Annotated in this window: 19 protein-coding genes; 16 read left to right on the top strand and 3 right to left on the bottom strand. The window is 56.9% G+C overall.

Features of this window, described 5'->3' with window-relative positions; translation table 11 throughout:
- The first annotated feature begins 119 nt into the window (after positions 1–119).
- The 4 genes from ADN00_RS07400 (at position 120) to ADN00_RS07415 (ending at position 10,862) form a co-directional block, all read left to right on the top strand.
- On the top strand, positions 120–605 hold the full coding sequence (locus tag ADN00_RS07400) for a hypothetical protein (protein ID WP_075062325.1): 486 nt from the start codon (positions 120–122) through the stop codon (positions 603–605).
- Positions 606–794: 189 nt separating this feature from the next.
- A complete protein-coding gene (locus ADN00_RS19735; protein ID WP_152966285.1) occupies positions 795–1,403 on the top strand; it encodes a hypothetical protein in 609 nt (202 codons plus the stop codon).
- Between the two features lie 85 nt (positions 1,404–1,488).
- Positions 1,489–8,886, top strand: a complete 7,398-nt coding sequence (locus ADN00_RS07410) for an Ig-like domain-containing protein (RefSeq protein ID WP_075062327.1) — start codon at positions 1,489–1,491, stop codon at positions 8,884–8,886.
- A 206-nt stretch (positions 8,887–9,092) separates the two neighbouring features.
- Positions 9,093–10,862, top strand: a complete 1,770-nt coding sequence (locus ADN00_RS07415; protein ID WP_075062328.1) for a universal stress protein — start codon at positions 9,093–9,095, stop codon at positions 10,860–10,862.
- A gap of 34 nt (positions 10,863–10,896) precedes the next feature.
- Here the strand turns inward: ADN00_RS07415 and ADN00_RS07420 are convergent, their stop codons facing one another.
- From ADN00_RS07420 to ADN00_RS07430, 3 genes are all read right to left on the bottom strand, one after another.
- On the bottom strand, positions 10,897–11,637 hold the full coding sequence (locus ADN00_RS07420) for a sulfite exporter TauE/SafE family protein (RefSeq protein WP_075062329.1): 741 nt from the start codon (positions 11,635–11,637) through the stop codon (positions 10,897–10,899).
- 55 nt (positions 11,638–11,692) lie between these two features.
- The gene (gene yjjX, locus ADN00_RS07425; protein ID WP_075062330.1) at positions 11,693–12,226 is read right to left on the bottom strand and encodes an inosine/xanthosine triphosphatase; all 534 of its coding nucleotides are present in this window, start codon (positions 12,224–12,226) and stop codon (positions 11,693–11,695) included.
- Between the two features lie 158 nt (positions 12,227–12,384).
- Positions 12,385–13,338: a hypothetical protein gene (locus tag ADN00_RS07430; protein ID WP_075062331.1), complete on the bottom strand. Its 954-nt coding sequence runs from the start codon at positions 13,336–13,338 to the stop codon at positions 12,385–12,387.
- A 199-nt stretch (positions 13,339–13,537) separates the two neighbouring features.
- Between ADN00_RS07430 and ADN00_RS07435 the strand changes: the two genes are divergently transcribed.
- The 12 genes from ADN00_RS07435 (at position 13,538) to murC (ending at position 26,713) form a co-directional block, all read left to right on the top strand.
- Positions 13,538–14,698, top strand: a complete 1,161-nt coding sequence (locus tag ADN00_RS07435; protein WP_075062332.1) for an ATP-binding protein — start codon at positions 13,538–13,540, stop codon at positions 14,696–14,698.
- 274 nt (positions 14,699–14,972) lie between these two features.
- Positions 14,973–15,416: a division/cell wall cluster transcriptional repressor MraZ gene (gene mraZ / locus ADN00_RS07440; protein WP_075062333.1), complete on the top strand. Its 444-nt coding sequence runs from the start codon at positions 14,973–14,975 to the stop codon at positions 15,414–15,416.
- Positions 15,413–16,354, top strand: coding sequence for a 16S rRNA (cytosine(1402)-N(4))-methyltransferase RsmH (gene rsmH, locus ADN00_RS07445; protein ID WP_075062334.1), 942 nt, complete (start codon positions 15,413–15,415; stop codon positions 16,352–16,354). The genes mraZ and rsmH overlap by 4 nt, the downstream gene beginning before the upstream one ends.
- Positions 16,355–16,417: 63 nt before the next feature.
- On the top strand, positions 16,418–16,894 hold the full coding sequence (locus ADN00_RS07450; RefSeq protein WP_075062335.1) for a hypothetical protein: 477 nt from the start codon (positions 16,418–16,420) through the stop codon (positions 16,892–16,894).
- A complete protein-coding gene (locus ADN00_RS07455) occupies positions 16,891–18,693 on the top strand; it encodes a peptidoglycan D,D-transpeptidase FtsI family protein (RefSeq protein WP_075062336.1) in 1,803 nt (600 codons plus the stop codon). The genes ADN00_RS07450 and ADN00_RS07455 overlap by 4 nt, the downstream gene beginning before the upstream one ends.
- Before the next feature lie 9 nt (positions 18,694–18,702).
- Positions 18,703–20,124: a UDP-N-acetylmuramoyl-tripeptide--D-alanyl-D-alanine ligase gene (locus ADN00_RS07460; protein WP_075062337.1), complete on the top strand. Its 1,422-nt coding sequence runs from the start codon at positions 18,703–18,705 to the stop codon at positions 20,122–20,124.
- Positions 20,121–21,125, top strand: coding sequence for a phospho-N-acetylmuramoyl-pentapeptide-transferase (gene mraY / locus ADN00_RS07465; RefSeq protein ID WP_075062338.1), 1,005 nt, complete (start codon positions 20,121–20,123; stop codon positions 21,123–21,125). The genes ADN00_RS07460 and mraY overlap by 4 nt, the downstream gene beginning before the upstream one ends.
- 5 nt (positions 21,126–21,130) lie before the next feature.
- Positions 21,131–22,513 carry a UDP-N-acetylmuramoyl-L-alanine--D-glutamate ligase gene (gene murD, locus ADN00_RS07470; protein ID WP_075062339.1) on the top strand — a complete coding sequence of 461 codons (1,383 nt, stop codon included), beginning with the start codon at positions 21,131–21,133 and terminating at the stop codon, positions 22,511–22,513.
- Positions 22,492–23,760: an FtsW/RodA/SpoVE family cell cycle protein gene (locus ADN00_RS07475; protein WP_082389968.1), complete on the top strand. Its 1,269-nt coding sequence runs from the start codon at positions 22,492–22,494 to the stop codon at positions 23,758–23,760. Before murD ends, ADN00_RS07475 begins: the two co-directional genes overlap by 22 nt.
- Entirely contained in the window at positions 23,678–24,805 is a 1,128-nt protein-coding gene (gene murG / locus ADN00_RS07480; protein ID WP_160317486.1) for an undecaprenyldiphospho-muramoylpentapeptide beta-N-acetylglucosaminyltransferase, read from the top strand. The genes ADN00_RS07475 and murG overlap by 83 nt, the downstream gene beginning before the upstream one ends.
- Positions 24,792–25,331, top strand: coding sequence for a CvpA family protein (locus ADN00_RS07485; RefSeq protein WP_075062342.1), 540 nt, complete (start codon positions 24,792–24,794; stop codon positions 25,329–25,331). Before murG ends, ADN00_RS07485 begins: the two co-directional genes overlap by 14 nt.
- Entirely contained in the window at positions 25,328–26,713 is a 1,386-nt protein-coding gene (murC, locus tag ADN00_RS07490; protein WP_075062343.1) for a UDP-N-acetylmuramate--L-alanine ligase, read from the top strand. The genes ADN00_RS07485 and murC overlap by 4 nt, the downstream gene beginning before the upstream one ends.
- Positions 26,714–26,806: the final 93 nt, after the last annotated feature.

Raw genomic sequence — 26,806 nt, forward strand, 5'->3', positions numbered from 1 at the left:
CAAGGAAATCCATTCTTATCGGTTATGTTACCTTTAAGGTACAATAGGAGCAGACGCTTGAAATTTACAGATTAGTGATCAATTTGGTGATCAACGCAGCCGCTTAGAGGATAGCCTTTATGACAGACATGTTGGTCAAGCTTTACCGTTTGCGTTACGACTATGGGTTTATCGAAAAATTGGAAGCAGAGGATATTCGAATTAGCAAACCCGATCATAACCAGGTAAAGCCACTTCTCCAATGGATTAGCGGTAATTTTTGCCAGGAAGCAGCTGAACAAGCCAGCCTGGCTTTTTTGTCATCCCCTGCATGCGGTTTTGTTGCCAGCCAAATAACAACCGATGACCCGCTTGGATACGCTTGTTACGACGCCACCGGCCTGGGATTCTTTGGTCCCATCGGCATTTTGCCTGGCTACCGCGACCGCGGGATCAGTCGCGCCTTGGTTCTCTCTTGCCTTTTCGACATGAAAATGCGCGGTTATGGCTACGCCATCATCGGCAATGTGGGCCCCACACGTTTCTACGAAGACATCATTAAAGAAGTCGCCGTTCCAGATAACAACCCCCATAACACGCTGGGCGACGCGCTTTCTCTCAATTAAATTTTATTTCCCAAAAAATACTGTTTCCAATCCAAATCAGCAATTAGCTGATTATTCTGTTTTTATACTGGTAATTTTATTATAACCATATCGCTTATTGATAAACACCTGCGACCCTTCTATAATACAAACAAGGGAGGATCCGATGAATTTCTTCGCACTCAAAAAAGATAGTAAAGTAGAGCCGCTATGAAAAATCGAAATATTCTGTTTGGCGGTATTTTGGGGATCCTGGCCGGATTATTTGCCGTCTTTATCGTCAATGCACTGGCTTCCAATCCCACAGGGCAGATGAGAGAATTTGTTACCCGTACCCCTACCCTTATCTCCTCGGCCACACAACAATCCGTTGCTGTCATTGCCACATCAGACGGACAGCCGCTTGAATCGGGTGGGCTGATCGCCACGCCACGCTTCTTCCACCCAACCAATACACCAGGGGGTTCTTTGTTTAATCCTACGCCTACACGTTTCAAAACCTTTACCCCCACCTGGCGCCCTGGCAGCACATTAGTGGTCGACAACCTGACTGCCACAGCGCCCATCCCCGTCAGTGGATCTTCAAGCACGCCGGTCAAACCGCCCACCAGCGCGCCCACTTCGCGCCCAACGCAGCCGCCTGCGCCCACCAATCCGCCGCCTACCCAGGCCCCACCTCCCAAGCCAACCCCGGTGCCGACCAAACCCCCCGTCATGCCTACTGCGGTTCCAACGGCACCTCCACCACCACCTCCTCCGCCAGAGCCTACCTCCGAGCCAGAGGGGCCTCCATCTCCGCAGCCCACACCCGAAGGGTAATTGGATCTGGCAGGTCGATGATCACCCGACTAACCCCACTGCAATCGAGATTGCAGTGGCTGTATGTTTTGATAGGGGAACACGAATGATGAAAACTCTATTGTTATATTTCAAGCCTATATTCGCAATCTGGTTAGCGGTTGGTCCTCTGGTCAATCCAATCGGTTACAACCCGCAGCCTACCGCCGGCTGTTTGCTGTGCCTGAAAACCAACAACGCCCCCCTTTTTGCCGCACCCACAGTCCAACCCGATGCCTACACTGCTGGTGAAAATACCCAATTGGTGGTAGATGTTTCCAGCGGGGTGCTCTCCAATGATTCAGATGAAGATGTTGATCCTTTATCCGCCGTCCTGGGAACGGATGTCACCCACGGCGTCCTCAACCTGACCTCTGACGGCTCTTTCACATACGACCCAGACACCGATTTTACGGGAAGTGATTCGTTTACTTATTTTGCGTTTGACGGATTTGATTATTCGGCAGAAACCACAGTGACTATCACTGTGAACGCTACACCATCCGCCGATGCTGACACGTACACCGTCCTTGAAAATGTTACCCTCAATCAATCCGCGCCCGGCGTGCTTTCCAACGACACTGATCCCGAATCAGACTCGCTAACCGCCACACTGGTTGATGATGTGACCCAGGGTTCCCTGACCTTCAATGAAGACGGTTCCTTTTCCTACACTCCCCCGGCCAACACCCATGGATCAGCCACGTTTACCTACTCCGTCACCGACAGCTACAGCACTTCGGACAGCGCGTTGGTAACGCTTAATATCAACGGCGCCCCCGACACAACCGCCGATTCGTACGAAACTGATGAAGACCAGCCGTTAACCGTCAGCGCACCGGGGGTGCTTTCCAATGATACCGATCCGGAATCTGAGCCGCTGACGGCCGTGCTAAATCAGAATGTTCAGCATGGCACACTTAGCCTGAATGCCAATGGCTCGTTCACCTACACCCCTACCAGCGGCTACAGCGGCTCTGACCAGTTCAGTTACTATGCCAATGATGGTCATCAAAACTCCCCCAGCACCACAGTGACCATCACCGTCACCGCCGCCAATGACGCGCTGGTGGCCGTCAATGACGCGTATACCACCGCCGAGGACACCCTGCTCTCCGTCACCGCTCCCGGGGTGCTGACCAATGATACCGATGTGGACGGCAACCCGCTCACCGCCATCCTGGTCGATGACGCTCTTCACGGCACGCTGAGTCTGAATGCCAACGGTTCCTTCACCTACGACCCGGACGACAACTATACCGGCGCGGACTCCTTCACCTACAAGGCCAACGACGGCGCTCTTGACTCTGCCGCCGCCACGGTAACCATCACCGTCACCGCTGCCAACGACGCGCCCGTGGCCGTGAATGATTCCCACTCTACCGCCGAGGACACTCTGCTCTCCGTCGCCGCTCCTGGCGTGCTGTCCAATGACACCGATATTGACGGCAACCCGCTCACTGCCATCCTGGTCGATGACGCTCTTCACGGCACGCTAAGTTTGAATGCCAACGGTTCCTTCACCTACGACCCGGACGACAACTATACCGGCTCGGACTCCTTCACCTACAAGGCCAACGACGGCGCTCTTGACTCCAACACCGCAACAGTGACCATCACCGTCACCGCTGCCAACGACGCGCCCGTGGCGGTCAACGACTCGCATACCACCCCCGAAGACACGCTGCTCTCCGTCGCCGCTCCTGGCGTGCTGTCCAATGACACCGATATTGACGGCAACCCGCTCACCGCCATCCTGGTCGATGACGCTCTTCACGGCACGCTAAGTCTGAATGCCAACGGTTCCTTCACCTACGACCCGGACGACAATTACACCGGCTCGGATTCCTTCACCTACAAGGCCAACGATGGCACGCTTGACTCCAACACCGCAACCGTAACCATCACCGTCACCGCCGCCAACGACGCGCCCGTGGCGGTGAATGACAGCTATTCAACTCCAGAAGACACCACCTTGAATGTGTTGGTTGCCAACAGTATTCTCAAGAATGACAGCGACCCCGACGGCGATGAACTCAGTGCGATTCTGGTCAGCGATGTCTCCAACGGCACGCTAAGTCTGAATGCCAACGGTTCCTTCACCTACGACCCCGACGACAACTACACCGGCTCGGATTCCTTCACCTACAAGGCCAACGATGGCGCTCTTGACTCTGCCGCCGCCACGGTAACCATCACCATCACCGCCGCCAACGACGCGCCCGTGGCCGTGAATGATTCCCACTCTACCGCCGAGGACACGCTGCTCTCCGTCGCCGCTCCTGGCGTGCTGTCCAATGACACCGATCCTGACGGCGACAGCCTTACCGCCATCCTGGTCGATGACGCTCTTCACGGCACGCTGGCCCTAAGCTCGAACGGCTCTTTCACCTACGACCCCGACGACAACTATACCGGCTCGGATTCCTTCACCTACAAGGCCAACGACGGCGCCACTGATTCTGCAAACGCAACTGTTACCATCACCATCACCGCCGCCAACGACGCGCCGGTGGCCGTCAATGACAACTATTCAACTCCAGAAGACACCACCTTGAATGTGCTGGTGGCGAACAGTGTTTTGAAGAACGACACCGATATTGACGGCAACCCGCTTACCGCCATCCTGGTCGATGACGCTCTTCACGGCACGCTAAGTCTGAATGCCAACGGTTCCTTCACCTACGACCCCGACGACAACTACACCGGCTCGGATTCCTTCACCTACAAGGCCAACGATGGCACGCTTGACTCCAACATCGCCACGGTGACCATCACCGTCACTGCCGCCAATGACGCGCCCGTGGCGGTGAATGATTCCCACTCTACCGCCGAGGACACCCTGCTCTCCGTCACCGCTCCCGGGGTGCTGACCAACGACACCGATCCTGACGGCGACAGCCTTACCGCCATCCTGGTCGATGACGCTCTTCACGGTACGCTAAGTCTGAATGCCAACGGTTCCTTCACCTACGACCCGGACGACAATTACACCGGCGCGGACTCCTTCACCTACAAGGCCAACGATGGCACGCTTGACTCCAACATCGCCACGGTGACCATCACCGTCACTGCCGCCAATGACGCGCCCGTGGCGGTGAATGATTCCCACTCTACCGCCGAGGACACGCTGCTCTCCGTCGCCGCTCCTGGCGTGCTGTCCAATGACACCGATATTGACGGCAACCCGCTTACCGCCATCCTGGTCGATGACGCTCTTCACGGCACGCTAAGTCTGAATGCCAACGGTTCCTTCACCTACAACCCCGACGACAATTACACCGGCGCGGACTCCTTCACCTACAAGGCCAACGACGGCGCTCTTGACTCTGCCGCCGCCACGGTGACCATCACCGTCACCGCTGCTAATGACGCGCCGGTGGCCGTCAATGACAGCTATTCAACTCCAGAAGACACCACCTTGAATGTGTTGGTTGCCAACAGTATTTTGAAGAACGACACCGACCCCGACGGCGATGAACTCAGTGCGATTCTGGTCAGCGATGTTTCCAACGGCACGCTGACTCTCAATGCGGACGGTTCCTTCACCTACGACCCGGACGACAACTACACCGGCTCGGATTCCTTCACCTACAAGGCCAACGACGGCACTCTTGACTCTGCCGCCGCCACGGTGACCATCACCGTCACCGCGGCCAATGACGCGCCGGTGGCCGTCAATGACAGCTATTCAACTCCAGAAGACACCACCTTGAATGTGCTGGTGGCGAACAGTGTTTTGAAGAACGACACCGATCCTGACGGCGACAGCCTTACCGCCATCCTGGTCGATGACGCTCTTCACGGTACGCTAAGTCTGAATGCCAACGGTTCCTTCACCTACGACCCCGACGACAACTATACCGGCTCGGATTCCTTCACCTACAAGGCTAACGACGGCGCTCTTGACTCTGCCGCCACCACGGTAACCATCACCGTCACCGCCGCCAACGACGCGCCCGTGGCCGTCAATGACAGCTATTCAACTCCAGAAGACACCACCTTGAATGTGTTGGTTGCCAACAGTATTCTCAAGAATGACAGCGACCCCGACGGCGATGAACTCAGTGCGATTCTGGTCAGCGATGTTTCCAACGGCACGCTGACTCTCAATGCGGACGGTTCCTTCACCTACGACCCGGACGACAATTACACCGGCTCGGATTCCTTCACCTACAAGGCCAACGACGGCACGCTTGACTCCAACACCGCAACAGTGACCATCACCGTCACCGCCGCCAACGACGCGCCCGTGGCCGTCAATGACAGCTATTCAACTCCAGAAGACACCACCCTGAATGTGTTGGTTGCCAACAGTATTTTGAAGAACGACAGCGACCCCGACGGCGATGAACTCAGTGCGATTCTGGTCAGCGATGTTTCCAACGGCACGCTGACTCTCAACGCCAATGGCTCCTTCACCTACGACCCCGACGACAATTACACCGGCTCGGATTCCTTCACCTACAAGGCCAACGACGGCGCTCTTGACTCCACGCCTGCCACGGTAACCATCACCGTCACCGCCGCTAACGACGCACCGGTGGCCGTCAACGACTCGCATACCACCGCCGAGGACACTCTGCTCACCGTCGCCGCTCCCGGGGTGCTGACCAATGACACCGATGTGGACGGCGACCCGCTCACTGCTATCCTGGTCTCGGATGTCTCCAACGGCACGCTGACCCTCAATGCCAACGGCTCCTTCACCTACGACCCGGATGACAACTATAACGGCTCCGACTCCTTCACCTACAAGGCCAACGACGGCGCTCTTGACTCCAACATCGCCACGGTAACCATCACCGTCACCGCCGCCAACGACGCGCCCGTGGCCGTCAATGACAGCTATTCAACTCCAGAAGACACCACCTTGAATGTGTTGGTTGCCAACAGTATTCTCAAGAATGACAGCGACCCCGACGGCGATGAACTCAGTGCGATTCTGGTCGATGACGCTGCGCACGGTACGCTGGCCCTAAGCTCGAACGGCTCTTTCACCTACGACCCCGACGACAATTACACCGGCTCGGATTCCTTCACCTACAAGGCCAACGACGGCGCTCTTGACTCTGCCGCCGCCACGGTGACCATCACCGTCACCGCTGCCAACGACGCGCCCGTGGCCGTCAATGACAGCTATTCAACTCCAGAAGACACCACCTTGAATGTGCTGGTGGCGAACAGTGTTTTGAAGAACGACACCGATCCTGACGGCGACAGCCTCACCGCCATCCTGGTCGATGACGCTGCCCACGGCACGCTGAGTCTGAATGCCAACGGTTCCTTCACCTACGACCCCGACGACAACTATAACGGCTCCGACTCCTTCACCTACAAGGCCAACGACGGCGCTCTTGACTCCAACATCGCCACGGTAACCATCACCGTCACCGCCGCCAATGATGCGCCCGTGGCCGTGAATGATTCCCACTCTACCGCCGAGGACACTCTGCTCTCCGTCGCCGCTCCTGGCGTGCTGTCCAATGACACCGATATTGACGGCAACCCGCTCACTGCCATCCTGGTCGATGACGCTCTTCACGGCACGCTAAGTCTGAATGCCAACGGTTCCTTCACCTACGACCCGGACGACAATTACACCGGCTCGGATTCCTTCACCTACAAGGCCAACGACGGCGCTCTTGACTCTGCCGCCGCCACGGTAACCATTACGGTTACGGCAGTGAATGACGCGCCGGTGGCCGTCAATGATTCGCATTCCACTCCCGAGGACACCCTGCTCTCCGTCGCCGCTCCTGGCGTGCTGTCCAATGACACCGATATTGACGGCAACCCGCTCACTGCCATCCTGGTCTCAAATGTCTCCCACGGCACGCTGACCCTCAATGCGGATGGTTCTTTCACCTACGACCCGGACGACAACTACACCGGCTCGGATTCCTTCACCTACAAGGCCAACGACGGCACCGCTGATTCTACAAACGCAACCGTTACGATCACCACCACAGCGGTAAATGACCCGCCGGCGGCGGTTGACGACAGTTTTACAACAGCGGAAGACTCAGCATTAATCGTCACCGAACCGGGTGTATTACAAAATGATTCGGACATCGATTTAGATCCATTGATGGTTGTACTCGACATCACAACCGCTCACGGCACCCTGGCGCTGGATACAGATGGGTCCTTTATCTACATGCCCGCCAGCGATTACAACGGCACCGACACCTTTACCTATCATGTCAATGACGGCACCGCGAACTCTGCCATCGCCACCGTCACAATTACGATTACTCCGGTGAACGACGCCCCCAAAGCCTACAACGAAGCATTTAGCACCCTGGAAGATACGATCCTTGAGGTTGCCGCGCCAGGCATTCTGACCAATGACACCGACGTAGACGAAAATCCACTTACCGCCATATTGGGGACAACAACTACCAATGGAACACTTACCCTCAATCCGAACGGCAGTTTCACGTATCAACCCAATCTGAATTACACTGGCACCGATTCCTTTACCTACACCGTCAGCGATGGAACGGTCAGCTCTACTACGGCCACAGCCACCATCACCATCACCCCCGTCAACGACGCCCCGGTTGGCGTTGCCGACAGCCATGTCCTGCTTGAAGATAATACGCTCACGGTTGCTGCCCCGGGCATTCTCGGAAATGACACCGATACTGAGGGCAACACCCTCACTGCGATACTCAACCAAAGCGTCAATCACGGCACACTGACCCTCAACGCCAATGGATCATTTAGCTACACACCCACCGCTAATTACAACGGCAGCGATTCTTTCTCATACCGCGCTTATGACGGAGCCTTATACAGCGCCATTACCACGGTGAGCCTTACCATTACCGCGGTCAATGACGCTCCTGTCGCGAGCGCCGATTCGTATGTTGCCAGTCTCGGCAGTGTTCTCACCATAGATGCCCCCGGCGTACTGGATAATGACACCGACGTTGAGAATGACAACCTCACAGCCCGCCTGCTCACTCCTCCCGCCAAAGGCGAACTGGAATTCCATTCTGATGGCTCCTTCGTCTACACTACCGACCCCAACTCCTTCACCCCCGCTACCTTTACCTATGAGGCTTTCGACGGAGATAAGGCCTCCACCAGCACCACGGTCACCATCCAGATCATTTCCGGCGCGGTGATTGGTGTCAATTGGATTCAGCCCACCACCAACTCCCAAGTTTATTCAGCTGAAGATGAACTCATTCAACTCGAGGTTGAAATCACCAACTGCACCAGCGGCTGCAGCGCACGCTTCTTCCGCTGGGACCCGCAAGTGAGCAATTTTGTGGATATCCACATCGACGACACCGCGCCTTACCAGGCCACCATCCATTCCAAAAATATCTCGCCTGGCTGGAATGAATTTGATGTGGTTGCCTTTGATGGTGAAGGACACGCCTCCCAACGCCGCCATATCTGGATCTGGCGAGACTACTGGAATTATATGCCCATGCCCACCATGCAGTAATGTGTTCCCCCATTGCTGCTCGCGGCGGCCGCTATTCTGGCGACCGCCGCGATCTTTTTATGCCAGTTTCTATATTCCACGTAACAGTCCACAAGAAGTTACCGCCATCCGAACATTTGGTTAAAAAACATTCCCATCCCGGCTTTTTCGCATAAAATAACAAATGGACTCTATTTCGCTCTACAGGTTATTTGCAAGGAACAGCCGTGACCAACTCAACCAGCCTCAAGCAAAACATGGACCATTCCAGCGCCTATTCCGACTTTATCCGCGCTCATCGCAAAGCCGGCCTGCAATCGATTCTCTCTTCCCTCACTGGCCGCTCCAATGAGCTGCTTGCTTATAACGAAGTACTCGGCAAGCTGCAAACCCAGGGGCAGGTCGACCGCGGTTTGAAAGAAATCCCCCTGGCGGCGATCATTGGGAGCGTGGGGCGCTATAACGATTTCGACCGCAATTTTCTCCCCCGCCACATCTCCGACCAGAGCCGCTGGTCTAAAGTCAGAATGGCGATGGAATCCATGGAAGGCGTGCCTCCCATTGACGTGTATCAAATTGGCAACGCGTATTTCGTCAAAGACGGCAACCACCGCGTTTCGGTGGCCCGCGAATTGGGGCACGAATTCATTGAGGCGTATGTGGTTGAAGTTAGAACCCGTGTGCCCCTCAACGCCGACACTCGCCCGGATGATCTCATTCTCAAAGCCGAATATGCCTCCTTTCTCGAAAAAACCGGGGTTGATCGTATTGTCCCTGAGACGGACTTCAACGTTACAGTTCCAGGCGGGTATAACCAACTGGCCGAACATATTTCGGTGCATCAATATTTCATGGGTATCGACCTGCAGCGTCCTGTCTCCCTGGAAGAAGCCGTCCGCCACTGGTATGAGACGCTCTACTCTCCCGTAATCGACGTCATTAAAGGGGAAGGCATCCTGCGTGAATTTCCCAACCGCACCGAGACTGACCTTTACCTCTGGCTGACCCAATACCAGGCTGAACTGCAAGAAGAACTTGGCTGGCGGGTTGACCAGCAAAAAGCCGCTCTCACCCTGAAAGAACGCTTTAGCAGCGGCTTTCAGAAAACGCGAAGCCGGATCTGGTCGCGTCTTCGCGCCTGGCTCGTCCCTATGGGTTTCGAAAGCGGCCCGGTGATCGGCGCCTGGCGCAAATCGCAACAAGCCAGGTCACAGGCGCAACCCGTTTTATTCAGAAATATGCTGCTTTCGCTACAAGACAGCCAGCCCGGTTGGCAGGTCTTGGAACAGGCCATTATTTTAGCCCGTAAGGAAAACGCGCAAATCTCCGCTTTACACCTGGTGGAAAATGAAACCCAGGTCAACACCCCGCAAACCCAATCGCTCATCGGGCGGTTTAATCAGCGCATGCATGAAGCCGGTTTGCAAGGCAGCCTGGCAGTTCATCCCGGCACCGCCGCCGCGGTGATCAGTGAGCGCGCGCGTTGGTGCGACATGGTGATCGTCAACCTGGCGCACGCCCCGGGCGGGCTGCCTATTGAAAAGATTCGCTCCGGGTTTCACACTTTGCTGCACAAAGTCGGCCAGCCCATCCTGGCCGTTCCCGGGGTGGCGCTTCCCATGCACAAAGCGCTGCTGGCTTATGATGGCAGCCCTAAAGCCAATGAAGCCCTTTACGTAGCCGCTTACCTGGCGCAAAGATGGAAGCTGGAGCTAACCCTTCTTACCGTCTTCAGCGACGATGCTGGCGCCATCCGCAGCGAAGCTCGCGCCCATCAATACGCCATGGACTATCTCACATCACACCATGTTGCTTTCGTCAACATGCTGTCCGAAGGAGACCCGGCTGAAGGCATTCTCAACACCGCCAGAGATATCCACGCCGATTTAATCATCATGGGGAGTTACGGTTATAACCCATTGTTGGAGGTTTTTCTGGGCAGCGCCATCGACCAGGTCCTGCAGAGCACCGTCTGCCCAGTACTCATCTGCCGATGACCCATCTTATCGAATCAGGCCTGGAGAAAAAACCCTAAAAGATGGATTGAAGAATGGTGTTGAGGCTCAACCCGATGATCAACAAACCAACCATCGCCATCATGACACGCGGCTTTACCACCTGAACCAGCCTCGCTCCCAGCGGCGCGGCCAGCACGCCTCCGGCCGCTAATCCCAGAACCAGATCCCAGCGCAGCTCTTTTAGCAGCGCTACAAAAGTAACGGCCTGGGCAAACGTAACAAAGAACTCGCTGAGATTAACGGTGCCAATTACTTTACGCGGTTCATTTCCGCGCGCGATCATCGTCGTAGTAACGATGGGCCCCCATCCCCCTCCGCCGATGGCATCCATCAACCCCCCAATAAAACCTAAAAACGCCAGGCGCGACTCCTTTTCATGGTGCGGTGTATTGCGAATGGCCCGCAAAACAATTTGTCCGCCCATCAACAACAGATACGCCGAAATGTACGGCTTGATCACCTCGCCATTGAGGTGCGTTAAGATATACGCCCCCAACACCCCGCCCAGCACACCAGGAACCGCCAACCGGATCAACCGCTGGCGGACGACATTCCCCAGTTTCCAGTGTGAATAGCCGGAGATGGCTGTGGTGATCACTTCCGAAAGATGCACACTGGCGCTGGCAGTCGCGGGTAAGATCCCCAGGTTCAGCAAAAAAGAGTTGGCGCTTACCCCGTAAGCCATCCCCAGGCTGCCATCGATCATCTGGGCAATAAACCCGACCAAAATGAATCCGATAACCGTCCAATCCATATCTTTCAGCCTTTACCTTGGTTTCATGCCCACGGATCTGTTGAAGATCAGCTCCCTATTTTCCAAACAGCTCGCGGTTGCGAAAAGGAACCAGCGCCAGAATCACAGCATGCTCATATAGTGCCGTGCGGTCAATCACGTCTTGGGTTAATATGCCAATCGCTCCATTCGACTGTTTGGAGTTGTAACGTTGAAACACCATGTCATCCGCTTTGCCCAATTCCACACCAGAATGCACCAGGTCGCGGATCACCGATGGCAGTTCAAAAGACCCTGACCGGCTCTTGCCAATCCCATCCGGGGATCGAACCACAACCCAGGCAAAGGCGTGCAGGTCATTCTCGTGCTCGTACACACCGCCTTCGATACCAACCCAATAATCCGCGTTAGAGATCAGCTCGCGCGCCCGCTGACTGCGATTCAACGCCCCTTGCAAAGTTTCTTCATCCGTCATCGGCTGGTCGCTGACCCCTGAAGGCACTTCAAGTGTTTGGATCTCGAAGGTCTCTTCCGTAAACATGCGCTGGAAGCCCTGTAAAACGGCTTTGGCCTTCACCGGATTTGCAGATGCCATCACGATTTTCTTCATTTTTCACACCCTGTCACACCAAGATACACAAATTTTACCTGTTTTTGCCTTTATGCAGCCACCCTGCTACACCTTAAAAAACAAATGGCCTCGCCAATCGCGACAGCCATTTGTTTTGGTAAGTATCTTCAAGAATGCGGGGTAAGAAAACTCGCCGGTTACTCCACGCGCAGGCTCTCAATCACCCCATCCAGCGCGTCCAAACCGGGGTTAAAACTTTCATCCGGCTCAGCGCGTAGTTGCTCGCCAATTTCCATCAGGTAGCCCAAAAAATTCTCTTCAAACTCAGCCGTGTATTCAAAATCATCGTAGGGTTCCAAAATCGCGTGCGATTCCGGAAAAACCGCCGAAATGTAATATTTTCCATCAGTGGTAATCCCCTGAAAGGTGTAGATCATCTGCCCATTCTGAATCGGGTAGGTCGCCTGTTGGAACTGCGTCAGGTAGCGCAGCCCATTAACCGAATCCGTGTTGATAAACTCCACTTTGGTGAAAAAGCTCTGTGCCGCGTTGAAAATTGGCAAGAAAGGTAGTCCGTCTGGCCGGCTGGCTCCCAAACTCTGCCAGCTGATCAGGTCCTTAAGCAGCGTTATTTGCGCCGCGGCTCCGGGATTCACCCGTTGGTATTCTTCCAGCGGATAAACATTGATCAGCGGGGTCAAAAAATGGTCTGCCAGGCTGTAATTTTGAAATTCAAAAACCCGGTGGTCCACTTCAATGAGAAAATAAGGGTCGTCCGCGTTGGGTGGCGGCGCGTCATAAATGCTTGCCGCAACATCACTGGCCAGCCATGCCGGGTACTCAAAGTAAACTCCATTCACGTTGTTCACCCGTTTGGTTTCGTCCGCGGTAGGCACCTCAGCCGGAGCGCTGGTGGGCGGCGCTGCTGGTTCCGCCGGAGCTGCTGGAACCGCCATCGCGGTTTGCGTTGCCGCCAGCTGGTCGGCCTGGATCGACAGCTGCGTGGCTTGCAGCGCCAGCTGTGTTTTCTGCAGGTCCACTTCACTGTCGCCAGTATCGGCAGGCGCCAGGCCCGATAGGCTGCAAGCCATCATCACCAGCCCGCATACCAGACCACCAATCATCCATTTCAATGTGTTATGGTTTCTCATCGTCTTATCCTTAATCTCCATATCTGTGATTCGCCTGGGAGGCAATCGCGCATTAACCAGACGGTAATTAAGGAACCTGCGCCTTCCTCCCCTCTTGCTATAATTCTAATCCTGCATCCAATTATTCGCTCTACCTTCAAAATCAAATCCAGGTAGAATATTCATATCGGTTGCCGGTTGTTGAGAAATGAGTTAAAAGATGACCGCTGAAATTCATCCCATTAAAATCATCCAGTCCGCCTTCCCCGGCATACAAGATTCATTGGCGCAAGAATTGGTCGAGGCCGGCAAAGAAATCCAGGTTGCCCCGCAAACGGTCATCTGCCGCGAAGGCGCGGTCGAGAACACTTTCTATATCATCCTCAACGGAGAAGTGCGTGTGACCAAGCTGATCAACGAAGCAGAAAACCGTCTTCTCACCCACCTGCGCCCCGGCGATTTTTTTGGTGAAATGGCCATCATCCACAATGCCCCGCGCGCGGCCACCGTTACCGCTGTTCAACCCACCACCCTGCTGGAAATCAGCAGTCAGGTCTTCTCTGACCTGATTGAGCGTAGCAGCAGCATGTCACTTGCTATGGTTCGCGCGGTCAGCAACCGCCTGCGCGACAATGATGAAATGGCCATCGAAGACCTGCGCCAGAAAACGCGCGAGTTGGCCCACGCCTACCAGCAGTTAGCCGAACAGGAAAAGGCTCGCAGTCAGTTTCTCACCACCATTGCCCACGAGCTGCGCACGCCGCTGATGGCCGCCGCGGGTTTTCTCCAGGTCGTGCGTACCGGGCAGTTGCAGGGTGATTCACTTAATTCCGCTCTTGAGACCATCTCATCCAACCTCCAGCAGATCATGAACCTGACCAACGACATTCTTTTCTTGCAGGAGATGGACCTGATTCTAGCTGAATTTCAGCTCACCGACGTGACCGCGCTTCTGCATACCTGCGTGGAAAAGCTGCGCCTGCCTACCACAAAATCGCCCATCACCATTCACTTCAATCTTCCCACCGGCCTGCCGCGCGTCCCGGCCGACCCCAAAAGCCTGGAGCGCTCACTTTCCGCCGTGCTCGACAATGCGGTTAAGTTCAGCCCCGAGGGTGGCGTGATTGAAATCAGCGCCAGCTTCGACGCGCAGACCCTCTCCATTCAAATCACTGATCACGGGGTCGGCATCCCTGCCGAAGCCCTTCCTCACATTTTTGACCGTTTCTTCCACCTCGATCAGGCTGGCAACCACCTTTTCCGCGGTGTTGGCCTGGGCCTTTCAATTGCCCGCCAGGTGATCGAACAGCATCACGGGAACATCCAGGTGCAAAGTCCTCTCGGCCTGGGCAGCACCTTCACCATCACCCTTCCACGCTGAAGGCGCGTCAACAGCTTCCACCAACAAACAACAATTCTTTCAGCCAGCGCCTGTTGAAGCAGACAATGCCATCCCTGCCTGCGCCGTGCGCGGCAGCACCAACCCGCTAGGGCGCTCTATTCCTTGCTTTCTCCTTACATTTATGAAAAGAAAATGAAACGGCTTGCAATTAACCTTCGATTCGTTTATACTGTGCATAAAAGTGGTAGAAAGTGGGAGAAAGTGGAGCGCCGGATCATTCCGGCGTTTGCCAGTTATACCAGGGGTAGAACTTATGTTCTTAGGTCAATACGAGCATTCCATCGACAGCAAAGGCCGGCTCACCATTCCGGCCCGTTTTCGCGACTTGCTGGAAGATGGCGCTTACATCACGCTGGGGTTCGACAGCAGCTTGATGGTGATGACCTCTGATTATTTTAACCGCATGGTGCAAAAGATCAACGCCATGAACATGGCCGACCCCACCTCCCGCCAGTTCCGCCGCTTCATTTTCTCCAAGGCCGACCACCAGGAGATCGACCGCGCCGGGCGCATTCTCATCCAGCAGTTTCTTCGTGATGCGGTAGGCCTGCAAGACACGGTCATTGTCGTTGGCGTGGGCGAGTATGTTGAAATCTGGACGCCGGAAGCATGGAACCGGCAAAATGAAGCCCTGCTAAATGCCGAAGAGACAGCGGAACGCTTTGCCTCTCTCGACCTTACTGTGAGCCGGCCATGAACGCGCCCATTCCAGGCGATTCGTCGCCGCACTTACCTGTACTTTACCAGGAAGTCATCCAGGCCCTGCAGCCGGTGAACCGTGGACGATATCTCGACGCCACATTGGGGGCAGGCGGACACTCCTGGGGGATACTGACCGCGTCCAGCCCTGCCGGAGAAGTACTCGGACTGGATCTAGACCCCCAGGCGCTGGCCATCGCGAGCCAGCGCTTGTCCGTTTTCGGATCGCGCGCGCATCTGGTTCAGGCATCCTATGTAACTCTGCTCGACCAGATTCACGCCCTGGGCTGGCAGACAGTGGATGGCATTGTCATCGATCTGGGCGTGTCTTCCATGCAGGTGGATACGCCCGAGCGCGGCTTCTCGTTCCTGGCTGACGGCCCGCTGGATATGCGCTTCAGCCCAACCCAGCCCGCCACCGCCGCCGACCTGGTTAACCATCTCTCCGAGCAGGACCTTTCGGAGATCATTTGGAAGTACGGTGAAGAGCGCCATGCCCGGCGTGTGGCGCGCGCCATTGTGGAAAACCGTCCATTTTCCACCACCGCGCAGCTGGCCGCGCTGATCGCCAAAACACTTAAAGGTCAGCACGAACGCATTCACCCGGCCACGCGCACCTTTCAGGCTTTGCGCATCGCCGTGAATCAGGAGCTCCAGGCGCTGGAAGACTTTCTGCCGCGGGCGTTACAGGCACTCCATCCGGGCGGACGCTTGGCGGTCATATCGTTTCATTCGCTGGAAGACCGCATCGTCAAGCAGGTCTTCAAGCGCGAAAGTCAGGACTGCATCTGCCCGCCAGAGCAGATCATCTGTACCTGTGGGCATAAAGCTCAAATCCGACTCATCACCCGCCGTCCGCTGATGGCCGGTGAAGATGAAATTCAGAACAATCCGCGCGCGCGCAGCGCTCGCTTAAGGATCGCAGAGAAGATATAATTGGCACGCTTTTTGCATGTTTTTTGGGTAACTTACCCATATCAATAAAGGCGAAATTAGGAAATGGCTCAACAACTTATCCAGGCATACAAACAGGCTCCCTGGCGCGTCCAAATTCAACGGATCGGCGTCTTTATGCTGATTCTGGTAGTTGCGCTGGTTATTGCGGGCTTGTATTTGTATGTCAGTGCCCAATCGGCGCAGGCTGCCATTGAGCTGCGAAACTTAAAGAACGACATAGCCATTTCTCAGCACAACGCATCAGACCTCTCTACCCAACTGGCCAACATCACCTCGGCTGAAGCCATGCAGCAGCGCGCCTCAGAAATGGGTTTTGTCCCTTACCGCTCCGAAGAAGCCAGCTATCTCATCATCCCTGGCTATTACGGGCGCAAGCCGGCCATTGCCGCCCCGGCACCCGGCCGTCAGCCCCTTCCGCAACCGCTGGTCAAACCCGCCTACTCGCAGTCACTCTGGGACTGGATGACCGAATCCTATCAGATGTGGACGGAACCGCCAGCCATCGGAGGCGTCCAATGAAATACAATTTCAAGGCACGTCTTGCGACGATCAACTTTGTCCTCTTCGTCATGGGAGGTCTGATCATTTTTCAGGTAGGCCGCTTGCAATTTAGCACCAGCGCTGACGCGAACACGCTGCGCACCAGAATCGAAAAAGATTACGGCGAAAGGTCGGAGGTCATCCAACCAGTGCGCGGGCAGATTTACGACCGCTGGGGAAATCTGCTGGCCGGCAACCGCGAAATGTTTGAACTTGGCGTCGACTTGAACCAGGTTCGCCTGGCGCAAAACCAGGACACCATCGCCAACGTCCTGGCGGCTACCTTACAGTTGAAACCGTACGATAAACCGCATGATATTGACTACTACACCAATGCGTTCAATGGTGCGCTGGCAAACGAAAACTCTGTTTACCTGATGCTGGAAAACCAGGTTTCACCAGAGCAAATCAGCCAGATCGAAGCGCTGGTCAAGCAATACAGCAAGAATTACGACTCAAAAAGCAAAACGCCCGGCAAAGATACCCTGGCCGGGCTTACCTGGTCGCCGAAGCTGATGCGCTTCTACCCCGAAGGCGATCTGGCCGGCAATGTGTTGGGCTTTGTGACTGAATTTAACGGTCCCTTCTACGGCGTGGAAGAAAAATACAACGATCTGCTCAGCGGCGTGCCGCTCACCACCACCGTCTCCTATGATCCCAACAAGATCAACAATGAGCAGTCCATCCCGCATGGAGCGGACCTGGTGCTGACCATCGACCGCGATGTCCAGCTGGCCATGGAACAGATCCTTGACCAATCGGTTCAGGATACCGGTTCTGAAGGCGGTGTGATCATTGTGATGGATCCGCGCAACGGCGAAATTTTGGCTATGGCCACAAATCCCCGCCCCAACCTCAATGAATTTCTAACGTTTGTGAATAATAATAAATATTTCAACCCTGCCATCGACAAAACCTACGAGCCGGGTTCGGTCTTTAAGCTCATCACCATGGGCGCCGCGATCGACGTGGGAGCGGTTACCCCCGATACGCCCTATTTCGACCAGGGTTATTACTACAACGGCGGCATTACCATCCGCAACTGGAACGGCGGCGCCTGGTATGACCAGACCATGACCACCTGTATGGTGCACTCGCTCAACGTCTGCCTCGCAGAGATGGCCTTTGAGAAGCTTCAGCAAGATCGTTTCTACGATTATCTCAACCGCTTCCAGTTCAACCGCCGCACCAACATCGACCTGGCCGGTGAAAGCATGCAGCGCCCGCCCCTCCCTGGTGATAATGGCTGGTATCTGGCCACCTTCTTAACCCAGTCTTTCGGACAGGGTATTGCGGTGACTCCCATTCAAATGACCATGGCCGCTTCCTCGCTGGCCAACGATGGAAAAATGATGGCTCCCCGCGTTGTACGCTCCATCATTCAAGATGGTATCCAATACAACACGCAAGAAGTGGTGGCGGGAATGCCGATCAAGCCCGAGACCGCCAAAACGATGACGGAGATGATGGCCGTATCCGTGGAGGACGAAGCCTCCAAAGCCAAATCAGAACACTATCGCATGGCCGGAAAAACTGGCACGGCCTCGGTAGTCATTGATGGCCAGTATTCAGACTCGGTAACGAACACCTCTTTCTTGGGTTGGGGCCCGGTAGATGATCCCCGCATGCTGGTTTATATCTGGCTGGAAAAACCAGAGTCGTCTGAATGGAGCTCCGTGGTCACCGCCCCAGTCTTCAAAGAAGTGGTGGAAAAACTGGGCGTTTTATTAGAAATACCGCCCGATGATATTCGCAAGCAAATTCTGGCGCAGAACTAGGAGCAGCGCGTGATTTTACTGGCCGACTTGATCGAAGCCCTTAGCGGAGTCCGACCGCCCAACGCCCCACTGATGATCAGCGAGGCGGCTGTTGATTCTCGCCAGGTCATTCCCGCAGGGTTGTTCGTGGCCCTGCCCGGCGAGCGGGTAGACGGTCACGACTATGTGGAAGAAGCTTTCCGCAAAGGGGCTTCGGTTGCCCTGGTACAGAAAGACCTTTCCATCCCGTACCCCACCATCACACTGACCCCCGGGCAATTTTCCGCCCAGAATACCATGCCACGCGCTCCCTTCTGCATCCGGGTAGAAAACACCCTCACCGCCCTGCAGAAAATTGCCCAGTTTTGGCGCTCCAAACTGGACCTGCGCGTGATCGGCATCACGGGCAGCGTTGGCAAATCCACCACCAAGGAACTGGTAGCGGGCGTGCTCAGCCAGCGTTACCGCACCCTGAAGAACATCGGCAACCTTAATAACGAGATTGGTCTGCCGCTTACTATTCTGCGCCTCGGCCCAGGCCACCAGCGCGCCGTTTTAGAGATGGGCTTTTACGTTCCCGGCGAAATCGCCCTGCTTTGCGAAATTGCCCGGCCGCATGTGGGCATAGTGACCAACATCGGCGCCGTTCACGCCGAGCGCGCGGGCAGCATCGAAGCCATCGCCCGCGGCAAAAGCGAGCTGGTGCAGGCCCTGCCGCCTGCTCCCGCTGGAACCGCGATCCTCAATTACGACGACGACCTGGTGCGCCCGATGGCCAACCTGACCCACGCCAATATCTTTTTCTACGGTCTCGACCCCAAAGCCGACCTGTGGGCCGACCAGATTGAAAGCCTCGGGCTGGAAGGCATTCGCTTCCGCCTGCACTATCGCAAAGAATCTATCCAGCTCCGCGCCCCGCTGATTGGTCAGCACTCGGTTCACACCGCCCTGCGCGCGGCAGCCGTGGGTCTGGTGGAAGGCCTCAAATGGCAGGAGATCGTCACTGGCCTGCAAAAAGGCCACACCCAACTGCGCCTGGTAACCGTTCGCGCTCAAAACGGCGCGCTGCTGCTGGATGACACCTACAACGCGTCGCCCGAATCCACCCTGGCCGCTCTCAATCTGCTCGGCGAACTGGAAGGCCGCAAAATCGCCGTGCTGGGTGACATGCTCGAACTGGGACAATACGAGGAAAAAGGCCATCACATGGTTGGTGTGCGCGCCGCCGAAGTGTGCGCGGAGCTGATCGCGGTTGGCGAGCGCAGCCAGATGATTGTTGACGGCGCGAAATCGGCCGGCATGCGCCCTTCGCGCATCTCCTGGGTCAGCGACGTTCCCGAAGCCATCGAGCTGCTCAAGAAAAAGCTCAAGGCCAACGATGTGGTCCTACTCAAAGGATCGCATGGGCTGCATATGGAACGCATCACCGCCGCGTTGGAGGCAGACTCATGACCGAAGCATCCCTCTCCCTCGCGCTTAGCACGCTCAGTTTCATGATGGCCGTCATTTGGGGCGGACCGCTCATCCGCATTCTCCGCCACCTGCGCATTGGCAAGCTCATTCGCGTGGAAGGCCCCAACAGCCATATCACCAAGATGGGCACCCCCACCATGGGCGGGCTGATGATTATTGTGCCGGTCGTGTTGCTCACCGGCTTGTTGAACGCCGCTTCACTGATTGGCCTGCGCACCCAGGTGATGGGACAGTCGGTTCTGCTGCCCATGCTTGTTATGGTATTTTACGGTCTGCTCGGTATGATTGACGACTGGGAAGGCGTGCGCGGCCCCCGCCGTGGATTGGGCATGCGCGCCCGTACCAAATTTGCCTTTCAGGCTATCTTCGCTTTCGTTATCGCCATCATTTTGCGCTACGTTCTTCACGTGCCAGAAATGTACTGGCTGGGAGTAAACCGGCCCTTTGAGCTGGGCATCATCTTCCTGCCGATTGCTATGTTCATCATCATCGGCGGCTCCAACGCCATAAACTTCACCGACGGTCTGGATGGCCTTGCCGGGCTGATCTCGGCTACCGCTTTCGCGGCCTACGGCGCCATCGCCCTGCTGCAGGGCCAGGTTTATCTCACCCGGTTCTGCTTCACCCTGGTGGGCGCGCTGTTTGGCTTCCTATGGTTCAATGTTCACCCCGCTGAATTGTTCATGGGTGATACCGGTTCGCTCTCGTTGGGCGCCACCCTGGGCGTCATCGCCCTGATGACCGGACAGTGGCTCTTGCTGCCCATCATCATCATTATCCCGGTCAGCGAAGCCCTCAGTGTCATCATTCAGATTGTCTACTTCAAGCTGACCGGCGGCAAGCGCTTCTTCAAAATGGCACCCCTCCACCACCACTTTGAGCTAACCGGCTGGAGCGAAACCCAGGTTGTGCAGCGCTTCTGGTTGGTCAGCCTGTTATCCGCCATGTTGGGCATCGCCCTCATGTTTGTAAAGGTTTAGCACCCATGCAAAATTGGCAGAATCGCAACGTCATCATACTTGGGGCAGCCCGCCAGGGGCTGGCTCTGGCCCGTTATTTAACGGCTCAGGGCGCGCTCGTTACCATCAGTGACCAGCGTTCTCCCGCGCAGCTTGAACAGGCTCGCCAATCCCTGCAGGGGAAGAATATCCGCTGGGTGTTGGGCGAGCATCCCTTCTCCCTGCTTGAAGATGCTGACCTGCTCTGCCTTTCGGGCGGCATTCCGTTCACCCTGCCCATCGTCATCGAAGCGCAGCGCCGCGGTATTCCGCTCTCCAACGACTCGCAAATCTTCATGCAGGCCGCGCCCTGCCCTGTCATCGGGATTACCGGCTCGGCGGGTAAAACCACCACAACAACCCTGGTTGGGCGCATCCTGCAGGCCGCTTTTATGCCCGAACATACGGTGTGGGTGGGCGGCAACATTGGCCTGCCGCTGATTGATCTGGTGGGCGATATCCAGCCCGCAGACCGGGTTGTTTTGGAGCTTTCCAGCTTCCAGCTCGAGCAGATGACCCTCTCGCCGCAGATCGCCGCCGTGCTCAACATCACCCCCAATCATCTCGACCGGCACGGCACCCTCGAAGCATACACCGCTGCCAAGGCCCGCATTCTGGATTTTCAAACGCCCGATTCCACCGCCGTGCTCAACCGCGAGGATCCCGGCTCCTGGAATTTGCACTCGCGCGTTCGGGGAAGGCTGGTTTCTTTTGGCCTTCAGCGCCCGCAGGAAGCCTTCCAGGGCGCGTATGTGGAAAACGGCTGGTGCTGCCTCTTCGACGGGCAGAAAACCCTGCGTGTGGTTCCGCTGAAAGACATCCAATTGCGCGGCGAGCACAATCGTCTCAACATCCTGGCTGCCTTCGCCATTGCTTTTGCCGCGGGCTGCCCGGTCCAGGCCATGATCGCCGGCCTGCAAGACTTCAAAGGCGTCAAACACCGTCTTGAGTTCGTGCGCGAGTACCGCGGTGCATATTGGTACAACGACTCCATCGCCACCGCCCCCGAGCGCACCATGGCCGCCGTCCGATCCTTTGACGAGCCGCTGCTCCTCTTGCTCGGCGGCCGCGATAAGAACCTGCCCTGGCAGGATCTGGCCCAAATGGCCGTCCGGCGCGTAGACCAGGTGGTGATCTTTGGAGAGGCAGCCCCGCTCATTGAGAAAGCCCTGCGCGACGCGCAAAACGGCGGGAAAAGCCCTCATATCCAGGTCGTTTCACATCTTCACGAAGCGGTACAGGCCGCGGCGAAGGTGGTTACCCCCGGCATGGTGGTGCTTTTCTCCCCCGGCGGCACCAGTTTTGATGAGTTCAAAGATTTTGAAGAACGCGGTGAAAGGTATTGCGAATGGGTGAATCAACTTTCGTAGCATCCCAAGAGACGACGCAGCCGCGCGCGCGACAGCGACCGGTGCATTCTCTGCGCCTGCAGATGGATGTGCCGCTTGTGCTGATTGTGGCCAGCCTTCTGGTGATTGGGCTGCTGGCTGTCTACTCTTCCAGCTGGGAATTCTCCCTGCGCGAGTACGAAGATACCAGCGGTGTATTCCTGCGCCAGGTTGGTTTTGTGCTGCTGGGCTCAGGTGTGGCCGTTGTTTTGAGCATGTTTGACTACCACCTCTACCGCAAGCTGGCCGTCCCCATGATGCTCGCCACCATCGGCCTGCTCGTGCTGGTCATCATCCTCAACCGCAACAATGATGCGGAATACAGCCGCACCCTGTTTGGCGCCAGCGTTCAACCGTCCGAGCTGGCCAAATTGGTCGCCATTATTTACCTGACCGTCTGGCTGGCCTCTAAACAAGCGCAATTGAACAGCTTATCCATCGGTCTGGTGCCCATGATGGTCATCCTCGGTATTACCGCCGCCATTATCATGATCCAGCCCGATTTTTCCGCTGCTATCACCGTCGTCCTGCTTGGCATCACGCTCTTCTTCCTGGCCGGCAGCGACCTGCGGCAAATTATTCTGCTCGTCCTGATTATTGCTCTGATGGGCGTGCTGGTGTATTTCATCAGCGATACCGCCCAGGAGCGCATTAACAACTTTGAAATCGGCCTGAAAACACCCACCGAAGCCGCTTATCACGTCAAGCGCGCTTTTGAAGCCGTCATCAAAGGCGGACTCTTTGGCGTAGGCATTGGACGCGGCACCACCAAGTATATGGGCGGCCTGCCGGTTCCCTGGACAGACAGTATCTTCGCCATCGTCGCTGAAGAAACCGGTCTGATCGGCGCCAGCGTTCTGGTGCTGCTTTTCCTTGCATTTATTTGGCGCGGCACCCTTATCGCAAACCGCGCCCCCGACCTCAGCGGAAAGCTGCTGGCCGGTGGTGTAACCTTTTGGATTGGCTTTGAAGCCATTTTGAATATCGCCGGGCTGCTTAACCTGGCTCCTGTGGCTGGCAACGCGCTGCCGCTGATCAGCGCCGGGGGCTCCAACATGGTGGCAACTCTGGCAGGCATTGGCATTTTATTCAATGTCGCTCGCAGCGACCATCGCAAGCAGACTGATACGGAAGGGAGAAACTATCGTGCGGTTGTTGATCTGCGCGGGCGGAACGGGGGGCGGCGTGTATCCCGCCGCGGCCGTTCTGCAGGCCGCATCAGCCAGTAAAACGCTCCCACTCGAAACGCTGTGGGTTGGCGGTCAGGGCGGCATGGAGGCCGATCTGGTCGCGCGCCTGGGCGTTGCCTACCAGAGCATCCCCGCCGCGGGCGTCCACGGCGTCAGCCTGCTGCGCCTGCCCGGTAACCTGTGGAAGCTCTTCCAGGGCTGGCTGGCTTCCCGCCGCATCCTGCGCGAGTTCAAACCCGATGTGCTTCTGCTCACCGGCGGATACCTGGCCGTGCCAATGGCCATCGCCGCCCGGCGCGTGCCTACCCTTCTCTACGTTCCCGATATCGAACCCGGTCTGGCGCTGAAAACTCTGGCGCGCTTTGCGGACCGGATTGCCGTCACCGCGGAGGACAGCCGCGCGTTCTTCCAACCCTCCGCTCCCATTGTGGAGACTGGCTACCCCACCCGGCCGGAACTGGCCGCCTGGGAGCGCGCCGCCGCCTTGCGGCATCTTGGGCTTTCGGACGACAGCCCGGTCTTGCTCGTCTTCGGCGGCAGCAAAGGCGCCCGCACCATCAACCGCGCCCTGCTCTCCATCCTGGAAGACCTGCTTGCCCGCGTGCAGGTGGTTCACATCAGCGGCTCGCTCGATTGGGAAGAAGTGCAGGCCGCCCGCCAGAATCTGCCCGCTCACCTTCAGCCGCGCTACCATGCCTTCCCCTACCTGCACGAAGACATGGGCGCCGCCCTGGCCAGCGCTGACCTGGTGGTCTCCCGCGCCGGCGCGTCTTCGCTTGGCGAATACCCGCTCTTTGGCCTGCCCGCCATTCTGGTGCCGTACCCGTATGCCTGGCGCTATCAAAAAGTCAACGCCGAATACCTCGCCAGCCGCGGCGCTGCCCTGCTGCTGCGCGATGAGCACATGCCCCAACAGCTGCACGCGCTTATCACTCAACTTCTGGACGATCCCCAGAAACTACAGGCCATGCGTGCCGCCATGCGCTCGCTGGCGCTGCCCAATCCCGCACAAAAAATATCCAGCCTGCTTTCTGAGCTGGCCGGTGAAAAACCCATCTCAGGAGGGGAACATGGTCGGTCTTAATGTCTTATTCTGGTTTTTCATCGTCCTGTTTGCCGTTATCGGTGTGATGCGCGGCTGGGCCAAAGAGCTGCTGGTATTATCATCGGCCATCCTGGGCTTGTTCCTCATCACCATGCTCGAGACCTTTGTGCCCTTCATCAAAAACAATCTGGCGGTCTCTCCCGGTCCGGGCCTTTTTTGGTTGCGCATGATCATCTTCATTGTCCTGGCTTTCTTTGGCTACCAGACGCCCAATATCCCCAAGCTGGCCTCCTCCGGTCGCTTCGTTCGCGAGCGCCTTCAAGACGCCCTGCTTGGTTTCTTTCTCGGCGCGGTGAACGGGTATTTCCTCTTTGGCAGCGTGTGGTACTTCCTGCAAGACGCCGGCTATCCCTACCCCGGTGTGGTATCTGACCCGTCTGGCACCCAGTTTGCCGAGACCGCGGCCTCCCTGATGAAACTTCTCCCGCCCGTCTGGTTGGGTTCACCCGCCATCTACTTTGCCGTGGCGGTGGTATTTGTGTTTATCCTGGTGGTGTTCTTATGATGCATGTGCACCTCATTGGAATCGGTGGCACCGGCCTATCGGCCATTGCCCGCGTCCTGCTGGAGAGCGGTTACCAGGTCAGCGGATCTGACCAGACGCTCTCTGACCTGGCGCAAGATGTGATGCGCCTGGGCGCGCGGGTGTTTGTGGGCCACCACGCCGATAACATCCTCGGCGCGGACTTGGTCGTGCGCTCCTCAGCCATCTCCGATGCCAATGTGGAAGTCGCCGCCGCCCGCGCCGCCGGCATTCCGGTTCTCAAGCGTTCCGAGTTCCTCGGCCGCCTGATCGCCGATCGGGACAGCATCGCCATCGCCGGCACGCACGGCAAAACTACCACCACCGCCATGATCGCCTACCTGCTCACCGCTCTTGGTGAAGACCCCTCTTACATCATTGGCGGCGTGGCCAAAGACCTGCACTCCAACGCCCACGCCGGCCAGGGGCGTGCCTTTGTCATCGAAGCTGACGAGTACGACCGCATGTTCCTGGGCCTGCACCCCGCCGTGATGGTGGTCACCAACCTCGAACACGACCACCCCGACTGCTACCCCACCCTGGCTGAATACCAATCCGCCTTCAGCGAATTTGTCAGCCAGCTCAAGCCCGAAGGCATTTTGCTGGCCTGCGCCGACGACCTGGCCGCCAAGACCATGCTCTTCTCACTTCCCCAGGGCTGTCGCGCCTTCACCTACGGTCTCGACCCCTCCGCCGATTACCAGGCCCGTCAGGTGCGTGTCGACGACGCGGGCGGCATTCAGTTTGATCTGTGGCTCAACGCACCCGGCGGCGAGCGCCAGTTGGTTTCTGCCAGTCTGGCGATCCCTGGCCTGCACAATGTTCGCAACGCAGCGGCAGCGCTGGCCGTCATTCACCAGATGGGCCTGCCCCTCGAAACCGCCGCCTACAAGCTGCAAAGTTTCAGCGGAACCGGCCGCCGCTTTGATATTCTCGGTGAAGCGTTGGGCATTACCCTGATTGACGATTACGCCCACCACCCCACCGAAATCAAAGCCACCCTGGCCGCCGCTCGCGCGCGCTTCAAAAACCGCCGCATTTGGGCCGTCTGGCAGCCGCATACCTTCTCACGCACCCAAACGCTCTTGCAAGATTACCTGACTGCGTTTGGCGACGCCGATCAGGTGATCATCACCGAGATCTACGCCTCGCGCGAAGCCCCATGCGATTTCTCCTCTCAACAGGTCGCGGCGAAGATGAGCCAGCCCACCGCGCGCTACGCCGCCACCCTGCAGGCCGCCAAAGAACTGCTCGTATCCGAGCTGCGGCCCGGTGACGTAGTGATCGTGCTTTCCGCCGGGGACGCCGCTCAAATGAATGCCGATCTGCTCCAGGATCTGCGCCGGAAGGAAGGTTTAGCATGACAAAAACTATCCAAGCGCCCCTCCAGCCCGCTCCCAAGGCAGGGGAAGAAAACGCAAAAGCCCTCTTTCCTCCCCCTGCACAGGCCGCGCCCC

The sequence above is a fragment of the Ornatilinea apprima genome (genome assembly GCF_001306115.1).
GTDB lineage: Bacteria > Chloroflexota > Anaerolineae > Anaerolineales > Anaerolineaceae > Ornatilinea > Ornatilinea apprima.